This window comes from Kitasatospora sp. NPDC036755, from assembly GCF_040636595.1.
Lineage (GTDB): Bacteria > Actinomycetota > Actinomycetes > Streptomycetales > Streptomycetaceae > Kitasatospora.
Genome location: NZ_JBEZUT010000213.1, coordinates 1 through 15071, shown reverse-complemented (window position 1 = coordinate 15071; position 15071 = coordinate 1). Strand labels below are relative to the sequence as shown.

Here is a 15071-nt window from a genome sequence, read left to right as displayed (position 1 = left end):
GCGCCGGCGCCCGCGCCCGCGCCCGCGCCCGCGCCGAACAGCGTCAGACCGTAGCCCTGCATCGGCGGGAACGCACGGGCGGCGCCCTCCCTGGCCCGTGCGCGGATCGCGGCCTCCGGGAACCCGGGGGCGCTCAGGACTCCGCTCACGGCGAGACCACCCCGGGGACCTTCGGGAAGGGCGTGGCCTGCCACACGGCGTCGAGCCCGGCGACGTAGCGGGTGAGCCGCTCGATGCCGATGCCGAAGCCGGCGCTGCCGGGGATCCCCTCCCGGACCATCTTCAGGTACCACTCGTACTTGGCCGGGTTCTCGCCGCTCTCCCGCATCCGGGCGATGATCCGCGCGTAGTCGAACTCGCGCTCGCTGCCGCTGATCAGCTCGCCGAAGCCCTCGGGGGCGATGAGGTCGAAGTTGCGCAGGACCTCCGGGCGCTGCGGGTCCTCGCGGTCGTAGAAGCCGCGCGAGCCCTTGGGGTAGTCGACGATGAAGAACGGCGTGTCGGACTTGTGCGAGAGCAGGCCCTCGCCCTGCCAGTCGATCTCGGCGTCGTGGTTCTGCTCGTGGCCCAGCCCCGACAGTTCGGCGATCGCGTCGCCGTGGCTGATCCGGTCGAACGGGGTGTTGCGGGTGAGCAGCGGGGTGAAGACGTCCGCGTCGCGCCCCAGGACCTCCAGTTCGGCGCCCATCGTCCGGACCACGCGGTCGACGGCGGCGGTCACGATGGACTGCGCCACGCCCATCGCGTCCTGCTGGGTGGCGCCGGCGATCTCCACGTCGAACTGGTGGAACTCGGCCAGGTGGCGGCCGATGTTCGCGGTCTCGAGCGGTTCGAGCCGGACGTTCGGCGCGACGTAGAACACCTTGTCGAAGGAGAGCAGCGAAGCCTGCTTGTAGAGGATCGCGCTGGTCATCAGCTTGTAGCGGTGGCCGTAGAAGTCGACGTCCACCTGCTTGGCGCCGCGGCCGCCCGGGTCCGTCACCGGCCCGATGATCGGCGGAAGAAGCTCCACGAACCCCTCGCCGAGGAGGAGTTCGCGGCCCGCCTGGACGATCTGGTTCTGGATCCGCAGCACGGACCGGGTCACGGGGCTCTTGAGGTGGTCCGGCAGCGCGCCGGGCCGTGCAGACTCGAACTGGCTGGTCAAGGGGTCTCTTCCTTCAGGTCTCTGGTCCTGTGGTTCCTTGGTCCTGCGGTTCTGTGCGGTCCTGCGGTTCTGTGCGGTCATACGGTTCCGCGGTCAAGCGGTTCCGCGGTCCTGCGGCCGTGCGGTCACGCGGTTCCCGCGCGGGTTCAGCCCGGGGCCCCGGGGATCCCGTCCAGCGCGGTGGCGGCCCGCTCGTCGAACGACCGCGCCACGTGGGACAGGGCGCGGAGCAGGTCCGCGGCGCTCATCGAGCGGTCGCCGCCGGATCCCCCGTGCGGCCGCACCGGCAGTGCGCCGGTGTGCGACCAGCGCAGCCGCCCGTCGGACTCGATGTAGCTCCTGGCCCGTCCTGCGTTGTCCGGGTGCAGGCAGTACGGGACGTCCAGCAGTCCCCGGTTGAACGCCTCCACCAGGGCGGCGCCCACGTCCGGATTGAGGCCGAGGACGGTGTCCACGAGCGCGGTCGCCTCGGCCAGGACCTCACTGTCCGCCCCGGTGTCCGGGGGCGCCGATCCGCCCGCGTTCTGGGCGGCCAGCGCCGCGATCTCCAGCGCCTCGACGTTCTCCGGGACGGTGGGGATGCGGTGCGCCTCGGCGGCCGTCTTGACGATGAGCCGCTCCGCTCCGGTGTGCACCGCCAGTTCGGCGGCCTGCTCCAGCAGCAGCAGGGCGCCGGAGCGGGTGCTGGGGTAGACCCCCATGTAGTTGTAGATCACGATATGGCGGTCGACGTCCGGCAGCAGCCGGTCGGCGAGCCGGCGCAGGGCCAGCACCGCCTCCCGGTCCTGTTCGGCGTTGGTCTGCTGCGCGTAGCTCAGCGAGACGCTGCGCAGCCCGTGCTGGCGGAAGAACACGCCTTCCAGGACGCTGATCGCCACCAGCAGGCTGGGCGGGCACAGTTGGCCGAGCATGCAGCCGCCGAAGGTCTCGACGTGCGGTTCGACGGAGCCGCCGCGGGCCCCGACCATCAGCTCGCAGGACTCCTCCCAGTTCCGCACCGCCTGGCGCAGCGGGAGCCGGCCGTACGGCAGGCAGTAGGAGACCGGGCCGCCTTCGGTGGTGTCGAGCCCCGCCTCCAGGGAGGCGGCGATGATGCCGCGGGGGCTCGCCGAGCCGTGCCGTACCTGGACCGGGAAGTCGCGCTCGCGCACGCCCTCCACGACCCCCCGGTTGGTCTCCCTGGGGTGGGTCCTGATCGGGTATCCGTTGAGGTCGCCGCCGCCGGCGACGGCCCGCCGGGCGTCGTCGAGCTTGCCGAGCCGGGTGTAGCTGTCCAGGGTGATCGTGCCGACCGTGGTGGCGTTGGCCCCCTTGACGGCGAGCAGCCCCTCCCGCATGGCCCGGGGGTCGCCGAAGCCCATGCGCGGCTGCACCACCAGGTCGCCCCGCTCGTGCGACCGCCGGACGAAGTCGGCGAACGCGTTGACCGGCGCGGCGTTCACGGGGTGGGGGCGGCGCGGAGCTCCTCGAGGACTCGGCCGGCCCGCCTCGCCTTCGCGGCGCGGAGGGTGGAGACGTACGTCTCGAACTCCGACAGCCCGGCGGACTCGTGGAAGACCGCGGAGTACCCGGCGGACAGCAGTCGGCGCGTCATGTCCTCGCCGGCCGTTCCGCCCGCCCCGGCCAGCAGCTGCCGGCCGGTGCCGAGCTTGCCGCCGATGACGATCGGCGTGCCCGCGAGTTCGGGGGTGGCGCGCAGCGCGGCGATGGCGGACAGTCCGTCGCTCTCGCCGTGGCCGTTGACGCTGCTGAGCACGATGAGGTCGGGGGCTTCGTGGCGGCATTCGGCCGCCAGTTCCGCGCCCGGCAGGCACGGGCCGAGGTTCTGCACCCGGTGTCCCCAGTCCTCCAGCTGGAGCTGGAGGAAGACCAGGTTCCAGGTGTGCGAGTCCGACTCGGTGCCGGTGACGATCACGTCGAGGGCGGTGTCCGTGCGCATCGTCAGTTCCTCTCGCTGGGGTCGAGGGCGGTGATCCTGGTCGGCAGGGTGCGCCAGACCTCCGGGGTGTAGAAGTGCCCGCCGGGGAGCACGTCGTGGCGGTACTCGCCGAGCGCCAGGGAGCGCCACTGCTCTCCGGCGTCGGCCTCGATGACGTCGTCGTCGGCGCCCGACAGCATCTGCACCGGCATGCTGACGGTGGCGCCGTCGGTGTACCGGAAGGTGTCCCGGACCCGGATGTCGGCGCGCATCAGCTCGACGCTCATCTCCTGGAGGTCGGGGTCCTCCAGCACGTGGGCCGGCATCAGGCCGTGGGTCTTCATCCAGAGCAGCAGGCCGTCGTCGTCGTCCTGCTGGGACGGGAACATGTCCCTGGGGGTGAGGCCGCGGGCGGGCGCGTTGGCGGAGGAGACGATCAGGTTCCGCGGCACCGGGCCGCCGGCGCGCTCGATCCGGGCGGCGACGTCGAAGGCCATCCAGCCGCCCATGCTGTGTCCGAAGAGCGCGTACGGCCCGTCGACGGCGGAGAGCACCGCCGCGGTGGCGTCCTCGGCGAGTTCCTCCCAGTCGGTGGCGAAGTCCTCCAGAAACCTGCCCTCCCGGCCGGGGTAGCAGATCGCGGACAGGGCGGTGTCGGCGGGCACGGCGTCGCCCCACAGGTGGTAGGAGGCCGTCCCACCGCCGCAGAAGCCCAGGCAGATCAGCGTCAGGGCGGCGTTCTTCGGCCGCCGGATGCTGATGACGGTGGTGTCCTGTGCGGTGTTCACTTGTCCTCCGTCCGACGGGACGCCACGAACTGCGCGAGCGAGCGCAGTTCGGGGTGCTGGTAGACCTCCTTGGTGGACACGGTGATCCCGAACTGCTTCTTCAGCCGCCCGATGACGCGCAGCGCGATGAGCGAGTGGCCGCCCAGCGAGAAGAAGTTGTCGGTGGCGCTGATGCCCTGGCGGCCGAGCACTTCGGACCACACGCCGGCGATCAGCGTCTCGAACTCGCCCTGCGGCTCGTCCCCGGGCTCCTGGTGGTCCTCGGCCCACAGGGCCTCGTCCACGGCGGGCAGGGCCCGGTGGTCCACCTTGCCGTTGACGCTCAGCGGCATGGCCTCCAGCGTGACGAAGGCCGACGGGACCATGAACGAGGGCAGCAGGCCGGACAGGTGTTCCTGGAGTTCCCGGGTGCGCGGGGCGCCGTCGCCCTCCGGGACGAGGTAGCCGACCAGCTGGTCGCCGGCGGTCGCGGTGCCGTGCAGGACGACGGCGGCGGTCCTGACCCGCGGGTGGACGGCCAGGGCGGCCTCGATCTCCCCGAGTTCCACCCGGTAGCCGCGGATCTTGACCTGCCGGTCGACCCGGCCCAGGTAGTCGAGGGTGCCGTCGGGGCGCAGCCGTACCCGGTCGCCGGTGCGGTACATCCGGCTGCCGGTGCCGGCCGGGTCGGCGACGAACCGCTGCGCGGTCAGCGCGGGCCGGCCGACGTAGCCGTTGGCCACGGAGGGGCCGGCGAGGTAGAGCTCGCCCGGCTCGCCGACGGGCGCGGCGTTCAGGGCCGCGTCGAGCACGTGGGCGGTGAACCCGGGCAGCGGGCGGCCGATGTGCGGGCCGTCGCCGGTGATCCAGGCCGCGGTGGCGTCCACCGTGCACTCGGTGGGGCCGTACAGGTTGACCGCCTCGACGGTGCCGGCGGCGCGGGCCTCGCCCAGTTCCCGCCAGACCTCGGCCGGAACCGGCTCGCCGCCCATGAACAGCCGCAGCACCCGGCCGTCGGCGGTGGGGGCGAGGAGGGCCTCGCGCAGCACGTCCCAGTGCGAGGGCGTCAGGTCCAGGTCGTCGACGGCGTGCTCGTCCAGGAGGGCGCGCAGCACGGCCGGGTCGGTGCGCTCGTTCTCGCCGATCACGACGATGCTGTCGCCCCGGCAGATCCGGGCCCACTGCTGGACGGAGGCGTCGAAGGAGATGCTCGCGTTCCAGGCCACCACGCGGGGCTCGGCGGCGTAGAAGCCGGCCTCCTCGAGGTCCGCGGCGAGCGCGGCGACGCCGCCCCGGGTGGCCTCCACGCCCTTCGGCGTGCCGGTCGAGCCGGAGGTGAAGATCACGTACGCCGGATCGGCCGGGTCCGCCTGGGCGGCCGGTGTGTCGGGCGCCGCGGTCCGGGCGGAGCGGGCGTCCGCGAGCGTGACGGCGTCGACCCCGGTGGGCCAGGCCGGCCCGCCGCCGGGCTCGGTGAGCACGGTCCGCAGGCCGGCGTCGGCCACCATGCGGGCGAGGCGCTCCTGCGGGTAGGCCGGGTCCAGCGGCACGTAGGCGGCGCCGGTCCGCCAGACGGCGAGCAGCGCGACGACGAGGTCCGCGCCGCGGTGCAGGCTGACGCCGACCCGGGTGCCGCGGCCGATCCCGCGCTCGGCCAGCCGCCCGGCCACCAGCCGTACTTCGTGGTCGAGTTCGGCGAAGGTCAGGGTGCGGTCGGTGCCGCGGACGGCCGTCCTGTCCGGGGTCGACCGGACGGCCCGTTCGAACCGGGCCACCGGGTCGGGCGGTGAGGTCCGGGCTGCCGGGGCCTGGGGCTCCTCGGTGATGCTCACACGGCACCGCCGGGCTGTGCCGAGGCCGCCACGGTGGGCCGGCAGTCGTCGAGTTCGACGGGGTTGCCCATCGCGACGACGATCCTGCGGTCGCCGCGGAACGGGTCGCGGCCGTGGGCGGTGAGGACGTTGTCGACGAGCAGGACGTCGCCCGGCTGCCAGGTCCGGCGCACGGTGGCCTCGGCGTACGCGGCGTTGATGGTGTCGAGCTCGTCCCGGGTGAGGGGTTCGCCGTCGGCCACGCCGGTTTCGAACGGAAGGCCGTCCGCGCCGAATTCACCGACGAGCGTGTCGCGGAGTTCCTCGTCCAGTGACCAGGAATTCCAGAAGGCCATGTGATTGAACCAGACTTCCTCGTCGGTCGACGGGTGCCGGATGATTCCGGGCCGCCGCTGGACGGTTTTCAGATTTCCCTCGTCGTCCCAGCGGCAGGAGATCAGGTTCTCCGCGCAGTACTTCTCCACCTCCTCCCGGTCTTCGGTCGCGAATGCCTTCTCCCAGCTCACGGAGATGTTCTCGTCGTAGCTGCGGTGCAGTGTCCAGCCGTGGGAGCGAATGCGCTCGACCAGGGGGGCCGGGAGTTTCCGCAGGACTTCCCGGCAATCCGCCACCGGGGTCGCTCCGCCCTCCTCCGGGGCGATGAGGCAGGCGAACATCAGGAGGCCCGGGAACGTCAGCGTGTAGCTGTTCTCGTTGTGCATCCGGATGGACTGGGCCGGCGGCAGGTCGGTGGACGAGTAGACGTCGTTGCCGAAGCTGCTGCGGGGCGTGGCCTTCTCCCGGTAGGGGGTCCGCTGGGGGACGAGGACGTCCCGGACGAGCGCGAAGTCCTCGACGGAGGCGACCGGAAGCCCGCGCAGGTACAGCGCGCCGTACCTTTGAAGCGCGGTACGGAGGTCGGGCAGGAGCGCGTTCAGCCACGCGCAGGCCGCTTCGACGCCTTCGAATCGAGGGGCGACGAGGGTCGCCGGCGCGCCCTCCTCCAGGATCCAGTCCAGTTCTTGCGGTGGTGCGGTGCTTGCAGAAGACATGACTCGATGCACCTTCCTCAGGACGGAGCGCCACGGCGTTGTTCCGTGGTCGTTCCAGGGCACGTTGAATCGCGATCAGAACCTCTGACCAGGGAACACGGCTTTCGGCCGCAGGGGGGCCTTTGCACCAGCTCTTCGGGGAACGCACGCGGCCCGGATTCGGGGGCCGGCCACCGGGCGGTGCGGGCAGGGCGTCGGATTCCACTGCCGCGACGGCGGGCGGACCGCATTCGGAGGTCGGCTCCGAATTCCTGTCCGCACGTCGGTGAGAACTGCTACCGCCGGGCCGTCACGCCCCCGGGCCGCAACCGCGGACCACCGGCACCACGTACCCACATGAAAGGCGCCGGGTTGTCCACCCGGCGCATCCGCACACCGATCCGATCCCCTCCCGAGCGCTCACTGCAGATGCGCTGGATTTGCGCGCCTGGTGTCGTTCCCCGAGCTGCGGAGACGGGTGTACCGCAACCCAGGCCTCCGCTTGACCGTGCGCGACCAATGAGATCACATCAACGCGCCCTCGTGGAAGAAGCGCGGACAAGTTCGGAATCTTTCATGTGCCATTCACATCACCGACAGTGACGAATCAACCATCGGGTCAGGCGATTCCGGAGCTCAGGAGGACGCGGCCGCTCCGCCCGCCCGGCCGAGGACGCGGTCGACGGTGATCTCGATGACCACCCGGTCCGGGTTGACCCTCGGCTCGCGGTAGCGCTCGGCGTAGCGGCGCTCCGCCTCGGCGACCTGCTCGGGCTCGTCGCGGACGACCGCCACGCCCTCCAGGGTCGACCAGCGGGCCCGGTCCACCTGGCAGACCGCGACCCGCTGGCCGCCGGGGCCGGCCTCGGCGACGTTGCGGGCCTTGCGGCTGGTGCGGCTGGTGATCACCCGGGCGGTCCCCGTCTCCGGCTGGTACGTCACACCCACCGGCACCACGTGCGGCGTGCCGTCCGGGCGGGTGGTGGTCAGCGTGGAGATGTGCCGCTCCCGCCAGAAGGCGAGGAGGGATTCGTCGAGGTCGCGCGGGTCGTGGGCCATGATCGCGATGGTACGGCCCCCGGGGAGCGGTCGTTCCCCGGGGGCCGTACGGGCGGGGCGTCAGTGCCCGCGCGCGATCCACTCCGGCAGGGCCGGGGCCTCGGCGCCGATGGTGGTCGGGTCGCCGTGGCCGGTGCGCACCACGGTCTCGGCCGGGAGCGTCAGCAGCCGCTCGCGGATCGAGTCGACGATCGTCGGGAAGTGCGAGAACGACCGGCCGGTGGCGCCCGGGCCGCCCTGGAACAGGGTGTCGCCGGTGAAGACGGTGCCCAGTGCGGGCGCGTACAGGCAGACCGCGCCCGGCGCGTGGCCCGGGGTGTGCAGCACGGTCAGCTCGGTGCCCGCCACCTCGATCCGGCCGCCGTCGGCCAGTTCGCCGTCCGGCAGCCGCTCGGGGTGGGTGAGCTTCCACAGCGGCAGGTCGTCGGGGTGCAGCAGGATCGGCGCACCGGTGCGGGCGGCGAGGGCCGGGGCCGCGTCGATGTGGTCGTTGTGCGCGTGGGTGCAGACGATCGCCAGCAGCCGGCGCCCGCCGAGCGCGGCCTCGATGGCCTCGGCGTCGTGCGCGGCGTCGATCACCACCGCCTCCTCGTCGTTCCCGACGATCCAGACGTTGTTCTCCACCTCCCAGCTGCCGCCGTCGAGTTCGAAGGTCCCGGCGGTCACCAGCCGGTCGATGCGGGGCGAGGTCACAGGATCACCACCGAACGCAGGACGTCGCCCTGGTGCATGCGCTCGAAGGCCTGCTCCACGGCGTCGAGCCCGATGGTCTCGGTGACGAAGGCGCCGAGGTCCAGGCGGCCCTGGAGGTGGAGGTCGATCAGCATCGGGAAGTCGCGCGAGGGCAGGCAGTCGCCGTACCAGGAGGACTTCAGCGCGCCGCCGCGGCCGAAGACGTCGAGCAGCGGCAGCTCCAGCGTCATCTCCGGGGTCGGCACGCCGACCAGGACGACGGTGCCGGCCAGGTCGCGGGCGTAGAAGGCCTGCTTGTAGGTCTCCGGTCGGCCGACCGCCTCGACCACCACGTCCGCGCCGTTGCCGCCGGTCAGCTCGCGGATCGCCTCGACCGGGTCGGTGGTGCGGGAGTTGACGGTGTGGGTGGCGCCCAGCTTGCGGGCGGTCTCCAGCTTGCGGTCGTCGATGTCCACGGCGATGATCTTCGACGCGCCCGCCAGCCGCGAGCCCATCACGGCCGCGCCGCCGACGCCGCCGCAGCCGATCACCGCGACCGTGTCGCCCCGGCCGACGTTGCCGGTGTTGATCGCGGCGCCGAGGCCCGCCATCACGCCGCAGCCCAGCAGGCCGGCCACGGCCGGCTCGGCCGCCGGGTCCACCTTGGTGCACTGGCCGGCCGCGACCAGGGTCTTCTCGGCAAACGCGCCGATGCCCAGCGCCGGGGACAGCTCGGTGCCGTCCAGCAGCGTCATCTTCTGCGTGGCGTTGTGGGTGTCGAAGCAGTACTGCGGGCGGCCCCGCCGGCACGCGCGGCACTGGCCGCACACCGCGCGCCAGTTGAGGACGACGAAGTCACCGGGCTCGACCTCGGTGACGCCCTCGCCGACCGACTCCACGATGCCCGCGGCCTCGTGGCCGAGCAGGAACGGGAACTCGTCGTTGATGCCGCCCTCCCGGTAGTGGAGGTCGGTGTGGCAGACGCCGCACGCCTGGATCCGGACCACGGCCTCGCCCGGGCCAGGGTCGGGCACCACGATCGTGGTCACCTCCACGGGCGCGCCCTTGGCGCGCGCGATGACTGCCTTGACCTGCTGGGGCATCCGATTCCACCTCCGTCGGCCGGCGCGGCTCTGCACCGGCGTGACCTGCGACAAAAGACTGCAAGACGAACTGCCCACGAAGCGTATCGTCCGCCCGGCCGGCCACCGGCGGAGCGCCCGGGGCGATCCGGGGTGACGCCGTGTGATAAAGGCTCACCGCGTCGACCGACGGCCCGTCCGTCCACCTGACGACGGCCCGCGAACCGGCCCGCGAAGCCGCCCCCGAACCGTCCCGCGGCACGTGCCGGCCGGGTATCCGCCGAGGGCCCGGCGACAGCCCGGCGCGGCCGTGGCCATGGGGGCGTACAGGTGGCGCCGAGCGCCTGTCCGTGCGCCTCGAAGTGCCCGGAAAGCACCGGCGTTGGCTGGAAGTGCCGCAGACGGGCGCCCCGCCACCCACGTACGGTCGTAGCTGAAACGGTCCACCCGACCACGCTCAGCACACCCGCCCCACCCGTCGGCGCGTGCCCCCGCGCCGTCCGCGCCCGGTGCGTACCGACCGTACGCCCCCGTCCATTTCGCGCCACACCCTCGTAGGAGCCCGACCGAACCCCGGCCCGTGTCGAGCCGCCAGCCGGCCGCATCACCCGTCCCCCGCACCATCCCCGGTTCCCCCCCCCGTCGGGTCGCGTCCCGCGGCCCACCTCCCTGGAGTCTGGAGTACGGATGTCCATCGAGAACAGTGCGACCAGCGCCGGCACCGCCCCGCTCCCCCCGCTCCACTGCATGCGGCTGCTCGAACCCGGACCGCCCCGCCTCGCCGCGCTGCCCACCGGCACGCCGGTCTGGCTGGTCAGCCGGCACGCCGACGTGCGCCAGGTGCTGACCGACCCGCGGCTGGGCCGCGCCCCGCTCTACGCGCCGGACGCCCCGCCGATCACGGTCACGCCCAACATCCTGGACGACCCGGACGGCATGCTGAACATCGACGGCGCCGAGCACCAGCGGCTGCGCCGCACCGTGCAGCGGGCCTTCACCCCGCGCGCGATCGAACGCTGGCGGCCCTGGGTGGCCTCGGTGGTCGAGTCGCTGATCGACGAGCTGATCGACCACGGCTCCCCCGCCGACATCATCGCCGGCTACTCCCGCCCGCTGCCGGTCGCGGTGATCAGCCGGCTGATGGGCCTGGACAACCTGGACAGCAAGCGGCTCGCGCACTGGAGCGACCACGCGCTCTCCGTCACCGCCCACAGCCCCGAGGCGATCGTCACGGCGATGACCGAGTTCGCCGCCTTCGGTTCCGAGGTGATCGCCGAACGCCGGGCCGCCCCCGGCGAGGACCTGGTCAGCAGCCTGCTCACGGCCGCCGCCGAGGACGGCTCGATCACCGAGGGCCAGCTGGTCATGCTCGTCATCGGCCTGGTCGTGGCCGGACACGAGACCACCATGACCAGCCTCGGCAACGCCCTGGTCTACCTGCTCCAGGACGGTCGCGAGGCCTGGCAGCGGCTCGCCTCCGACGAGGCCAGCGCCGCCGCCGCGACCGAGCAGCTGCTGCGCGCCGTCCCGCTCGGCGACCGCCAGGAGCACCTGCCCGGGCTGATGCGCCGCACCGTCGAGGACGTCGAGATCGGCGGCGTGGTCATCCCGGCGGGCAGCGTCGTCGCCGCCGACGCGGCCGCCGCCAACCACGACCCGGAGGCCTTCACCGGGGACCTGCGCACCGAACTGTTCGCCCCGCTGAGCGCCCCCACCCTCACCTTCGGCGCCGGACCGCACCACTGCCTGGGCGCCTGGCTGGCCCGGATGGAGCTGGAACTCGCCCTGCACCGCCTGGCCCGCAGGCTGCCCGCGCTGCGGCTGGCCGAACCCGTCGAGCGGATCGACTGGCGGCGCGGCCTGCTCACCCGCAGCCCCAACGCCCTGCAGGTGGCCTGGTGACCGGCCGCGCCGACACCGAGCCGGTGGTCGTCCGGGTCGACCGGGCGCGCTGCATCGGCTCCGGGATGTGCACCCTGAGCGCCCCCGAGTCGCTGGCCCTCGGCGCCGACGGGCTGGCCGCACCGCTGGCCGGGTACGCCGACGGCGGCGCGGAGTTGACGGACGGACTGAACGAGGCGGTGGACTACTGCCCGGTGGAGGCGCTCAGCCTCCACTCGGCCCGCGGCGGCTACCGGATCGCCCCCGCGGAGTGAGCCCGCTCCGGTGGCGCCCACCGCGGTCCGTCGCGGCGGGCGCCACCGGGAGCTCCCGAGGGCCGGGCGTCGGGGCCCGGGAAGCCGGGAGCCGGGCGGTCGGGGACCGGGAAGCCGGGGGCCGGGAAGCCGGGAGCCGGGCGGTCGAGGACCGGGAAGCCGGGAGCCGGGCGGTCGAGGAGCCGGCGGGCCGATCGATGAGCCGGGCTAATGGATCGATGAGATCATCGATCTTGTTCGGCCCCTCCGCCGGCTGGTGAGCTGGCCGCATGCCGAACGCCGAAACCCTTGCCCCGCCCACCGGTTCACCCGCCGCCCCGCACCGCTGGTCCCCCGTCCTCGCCGTCGCGCTCGCCACCTTCACCGTGGTGTCGTCCGAGATGATGCCGGTCGGCCTGCTCACCCCGATGTCCCACAGCCTCGGGGTCACCGACGGGGTCACCGGCCTCTCCCTCACCATCACCGGCCTGATCGCCGCCGTCCTCTCCCCCTTCGCCCCGCTGCTCGTCGGCCTGCGCGACCGCCGGACCGTCCTGGTCGCCTTCATGCTGCTGCTCGGCCTGGCCGACGCGGTGACGGCACTGGCGCCGAACTTCGCCGTGCTGGCCGTCGGCCGGGTCCTGCTCGGCGCCGCCATGGGCATCGTCTGGGGCCTCGCCGCGAGCCTCGGCCCGCGCCTCGCCGACGGCCCGCGCGTCGCGCTCGCCATGACGCTGATCTTCTCCGGCGTCTCCATCGCCTCGGTCCTCGGCGTCCCGCTGGGCACCTACCTGGCCACACTGCTCGACTGGCGCTCGGCGTTCTGGGCGCTCGCCCTGCTCGGCGCCGCCTCCGCCGCCGTCCTCGCCGCCACCCTGCCCGCGCTGCCCGCGCACGAGCGCGGACGGCTCGGCGGACCGGCCGGCGCCCTGCGCCACCGGGGCGTCGCCGCCGGGACCGCCATCACCGCCCTCGTCGTGCTCGGCCACTTCACCGGCTACACCTACGTCCGCCCGGTCCTCGAAGCCGACGCCGGCCTGAGCAGCGGCACCGTCGCCGCCTGCCTGCTGGTGTACGGACTCGCGGGCGTCGCCGGGAACTTCACCCTCGGCCCGCTGTCCGGGCGCCGTCCGAAGACCGCCGTCGCCCTCGCCCTGACCGGTGTCGCCCTGGCCGCCGCCCTGCTCGCCCACGCCACCGGCCTCGTCGCCGTCCTGCTCGTCCTGGTCGTCTGGGGCGCCTCGTACGGCGGGGTGTCGGTCTCCACCCAGACCTGGGTCCGCATCGCCGACCCGGCCCGGATCGAGGCCTCGGCGGCGGTCTGGGCGGGCGTGTTCAACGCGAGCATCGCACTCGGCTCCCTCGCCGGCGGCCTCGTCGTCGACCGGGCCGGGAACCACGCCGTCCTGTTCACCGCGGCCGGACTGGCCGCCGCCGGACTGCTGCTCACCCTGCTCTCCCGGCCGGGCGGCCGACGACAGGACGAGCACTGACCTTCCGGCCCGGCGAGCGCCGACCCCCCGGACAACGGGAGCCGGGCCGGGCTCCCGCGGCCCGGCCGGCTCAGTCGACCTGCCCGGCGAGCAGCTCGACGAACCCGGCCGCCAGCGGGTGCGGGCGCCGCTCGTTGCGGACCACCTCCAGCGAGGTCCGCTCCAGCTCGGGCACCGGCAGGAAGCGGATGTCCGGCCGCTGGACGTACGCCGTGCTGCGCTCGCACACCAGCAGCCCCTGACGGGTGCCGGCCACCATCGACAGGCCCTCCTGGATGGTGGCCGCACCCGCCGCGTACGACAGCTGCCGGCCGCTCGGCGTCCGCCGGGGCGCGTGGACCCGCCGCCAGTACTCGGGCGCCGGACCGCGCGGCTCGATCAGCGGCAGCGCGGCCAGCTCGTCGGCGCTCAGCCCGTCCGTTCCGCCGAGGCGCTGCGCGGCGGAGACCGCCACGTACACCGGCTGCCGGGAGAACTCCATCAGCACCTCCAACCCCGGTTCCCGGCACGGGGCCAGCACGATCGCCAGGTCCACCTCGCCCCGGGCGAGCAGCGAGAACGGGTCCGCCCACGGCAGCTCGACCAGCTGCGCCGCCCCCTCCGGCAGGCTCGCGATCACCCGGGCGACGGGCTGGTACACCGCGCACTGGAAGCCCAGCCGCAGCGGCCTCGCCGTCGCGGCCCGGGCCCGGGCGGTGTCGTACCCCTCCCGGAGCCGCTCGAAGGCGGGCACCACCTGCTCGGCCAGCTCCCGCCCCAGCCCGGTCAGCTCGACCCGGCGGCTGGTCCGCCGGAACACCGGGGCGCCGACCCGGCTCTCCAGGCGCTTGATCAGCTGGGAGACCCGCCCCTGGGAGACGCCCAGGCGCTCCGCCGTCCGCCCGAAGTGCAGCTGGTGGACGAGGACGGCGAAGCACTCCAGCTCCTGCAGCGGCAGCTCCGGCAGGATCGGGGCCGCGGTCGGTCGTTCCACCCCGGCAGTCTACGTCCGGCTACCCGGCCGCCCCGCAGGCCAGCGCGGCGCGCAGCTCGGCGGCCGGATCGCCCTCGTGGTACGGGCGTTCGCTCGGCTCGATGTGGTCCAGGAACTCCTGGTAGCGCAGCGCGTAGGACAGGTGGTGGAGCGGCTCGGCGAGTTCGAGGGCGCGGCGCGGATCGGAGCCGGGGGCATGGCGCCGCCAGGCCTCGGTCCAGACCCGGGCATGGTGCTGCCAGGCCTCCGGGCTCAGGTAGGCGCGGGGGCGCAGCCCGTCCAGGGCGGGGTGGCCCAGACAGGAGTCGGCGTAGTCGACGACCACCGGGCGCACGCCGTCGGAGCGCCAGTTGCCGGGGTGGAAGTCGCCGTGCAGCAGCGTTTCCGGCAGGCCGCAGGCGGCGAGCCGGTCCAGCAGCCCGGGAAGGCCGGCGGCGAAGCGGGCCAGGCCGTCCACCTCGCCGGGCGTGAGGTCGGTCTCCTCGGGGAGCCGGTCCAGCAGGGCCGTCAGCTGGGCGGCCAGGGTGCGGGGGGTGCGGTCGCGCAGGCCGGCCAGGTCGGCAGGGCGCGCGGCGAGCGCGGCCTGGGCGGCGACGAACCGGGGGACGACGTCGGCGACGGTCGCGGCGGACGGGCTCCAGCAGTCCTCACCGGGGACGTGGTCGAGCAGCAGCCGCCCGCCGGAGGGGTCGGCGGCGAGCACCGTCGGGACGAGTGCGCCGTCGACGCCGCCGAGCAGCGCGATGGCCTCGTCCTCGCGGGCGTTGAACGCGGGCGTCGTGGTCTTCAGCCAGGCGTCGGTGCCGGTGGCGGTGGGGAGGCGGAAGAGGCCGGAGAGGTTCCAGGTCCGGATCTGCCGGGCGGGCCCGGACCGCGGGCGGCCGACGCCGGCGAGCTCCGCCTCCGCCCAGGCCAGCGCCGACCGCAGGCCCTCGGGCGTGGCCCAGGCGGCACGGCGTTCGGCCGGGCCGAGCAGCGCGGCC

The 15071-nt window shown here is 73.9% G+C and carries 14 protein-coding genes; 3 read left to right on the top strand and 11 right to left on the bottom strand.

Going from position 1 to position 15071, the window contains the following annotated elements:
- Positions 1-145: 145 nt before the first annotated feature.
- The 9 genes from AB0E96_RS27360 to AB0E96_RS27320 all read right to left on the bottom strand — a co-directional run bounded on the left by AB0E96_RS27360 (position 146) and on the right by AB0E96_RS27320 (position 9508).
- A complete protein-coding gene (locus AB0E96_RS27360) occupies positions 146-1147 on the bottom strand; it encodes an asparagine synthetase A (RefSeq protein WP_359828157.1) in 1002 nt (333 codons plus the stop codon).
- Positions 1148-1293: 146 nt separating this feature from the next.
- Positions 1294-2589: a methylaspartate mutase gene (locus AB0E96_RS27355; protein ID WP_359828156.1), complete on the bottom strand. Its 1296-nt coding sequence runs from the start codon at positions 2587-2589 to the stop codon at positions 1294-1296.
- Positions 2586-3086: a cobalamin-dependent protein gene (locus AB0E96_RS27350; RefSeq protein WP_359828155.1), complete on the bottom strand. Its 501-nt coding sequence runs from the start codon at positions 3084-3086 to the stop codon at positions 2586-2588. The genes AB0E96_RS27355 and AB0E96_RS27350 overlap by 4 nt, the downstream gene beginning before the upstream one ends.
- 2 nt (positions 3087-3088) lie before the next feature.
- Positions 3089-3853 carry an alpha/beta fold hydrolase gene (locus AB0E96_RS27345; protein ID WP_359828154.1) on the bottom strand — a complete coding sequence of 255 codons (765 nt, stop codon included), beginning with the start codon at positions 3851-3853 and terminating at the stop codon, positions 3089-3091.
- Positions 3850-5664 carry a non-ribosomal peptide synthetase gene (locus tag AB0E96_RS27340; RefSeq protein ID WP_359828152.1) on the bottom strand — a complete coding sequence of 605 codons (1815 nt, stop codon included), beginning with the start codon at positions 5662-5664 and terminating at the stop codon, positions 3850-3852. Before AB0E96_RS27340 ends, AB0E96_RS27345 begins: the two co-directional genes overlap by 4 nt.
- Entirely contained in the window at positions 5661-6695 is a 1035-nt protein-coding gene (locus AB0E96_RS27335; protein ID WP_359828151.1) for a TauD/TfdA family dioxygenase, read from the bottom strand. The genes AB0E96_RS27340 and AB0E96_RS27335 overlap by 4 nt, the downstream gene beginning before the upstream one ends.
- A gap of 615 nt (positions 6696-7310) precedes the next feature.
- Positions 7311-7733, bottom strand: coding sequence for a TIGR03618 family F420-dependent PPOX class oxidoreductase (locus tag AB0E96_RS27330; RefSeq protein WP_359828150.1), 423 nt, complete (start codon positions 7731-7733; stop codon positions 7311-7313).
- A gap of 60 nt (positions 7734-7793) precedes the next feature.
- Positions 7794-8426: an MBL fold metallo-hydrolase gene (locus AB0E96_RS27325; protein ID WP_359828149.1), complete on the bottom strand. Its 633-nt coding sequence runs from the start codon at positions 8424-8426 to the stop codon at positions 7794-7796.
- The gene (locus AB0E96_RS27320) at positions 8423-9508 is read right to left on the bottom strand and encodes an S-(hydroxymethyl)mycothiol dehydrogenase (protein WP_359828148.1); all 1086 of its coding nucleotides are present in this window, start codon (positions 9506-9508) and stop codon (positions 8423-8425) included. The genes AB0E96_RS27325 and AB0E96_RS27320 overlap by 4 nt, the downstream gene beginning before the upstream one ends.
- 666 nt (positions 9509-10174) lie before the next feature.
- Here AB0E96_RS27320 and AB0E96_RS27315 point away from each other — a divergent pair.
- The 3 genes from AB0E96_RS27315 to AB0E96_RS27305 all read left to right on the top strand — a co-directional run bounded on the left by AB0E96_RS27315 (position 10175) and on the right by AB0E96_RS27305 (position 13115).
- The gene (locus tag AB0E96_RS27315) at positions 10175-11389 is read left to right on the top strand and encodes a cytochrome P450 (RefSeq protein ID WP_359828147.1); all 1215 of its coding nucleotides are present in this window, start codon (positions 10175-10177) and stop codon (positions 11387-11389) included.
- Positions 11386-11643, top strand: a complete 258-nt coding sequence (locus AB0E96_RS27310; protein WP_359828145.1) for a ferredoxin — start codon at positions 11386-11388, stop codon at positions 11641-11643. Before AB0E96_RS27315 ends, AB0E96_RS27310 begins: the two co-directional genes overlap by 4 nt.
- Positions 11644-11912: 269 nt before the next feature.
- Positions 11913-13115 carry an MFS transporter gene (locus AB0E96_RS27305; protein ID WP_359828143.1) on the top strand — a complete coding sequence of 401 codons (1203 nt, stop codon included), beginning with the start codon at positions 11913-11915 and terminating at the stop codon, positions 13113-13115.
- 70 nt (positions 13116-13185) lie between these two features.
- Here the strand turns inward: AB0E96_RS27305 and AB0E96_RS27300 are convergent, their stop codons facing one another.
- Positions 13186-14088 carry a LysR family transcriptional regulator gene (locus tag AB0E96_RS27300; RefSeq protein WP_359828141.1) on the bottom strand — a complete coding sequence of 301 codons (903 nt, stop codon included), beginning with the start codon at positions 14086-14088 and terminating at the stop codon, positions 13186-13188.
- A gap of 19 nt (positions 14089-14107) precedes the next feature.
- Positions 14108-15071 (bottom strand): phosphotransferase (locus AB0E96_RS27295; protein ID WP_359828139.1); only part of this gene is annotated, 964 nt, incomplete at its 5' end.

Excerpts from the sequence above, each read along its gene's own strand:
- AB0E96_RS27350 (WP_359828155.1), bottom strand. The coding sequence starts at position 3,086 with ATGCGCACGGACACCGCCCTCGACGTGATCGTCACCGGCACCGAGTCG.
- AB0E96_RS27335 (WP_359828151.1), bottom strand. The coding sequence starts at position 6,695 with ATGTCTTCTGCAAGCACCGCACCACCGCAAGAACTGGACTGGATCCTG.
- AB0E96_RS27330 (WP_359828150.1), bottom strand. The coding sequence starts at position 7,733 with ATGGCCCACGACCCGCGCGACCTCGACGAATCCCTCCTCGCCTTCTGG.
- AB0E96_RS27320 (WP_359828148.1), bottom strand. The coding sequence starts at position 9,508 with ATGCCCCAGCAGGTCAAGGCAGTCATCGCGCGCGCCAAGGGCGCGCCC.
- AB0E96_RS27315 (WP_359828147.1), top strand. The coding sequence starts at position 10,175 with ATGTCCATCGAGAACAGTGCGACCAGCGCCGGCACCGCCCCGCTCCCC.
- AB0E96_RS27305 (WP_359828143.1), top strand. The coding sequence starts at position 11,913 with ATGCCGAACGCCGAAACCCTTGCCCCGCCCACCGGTTCACCCGCCGCC.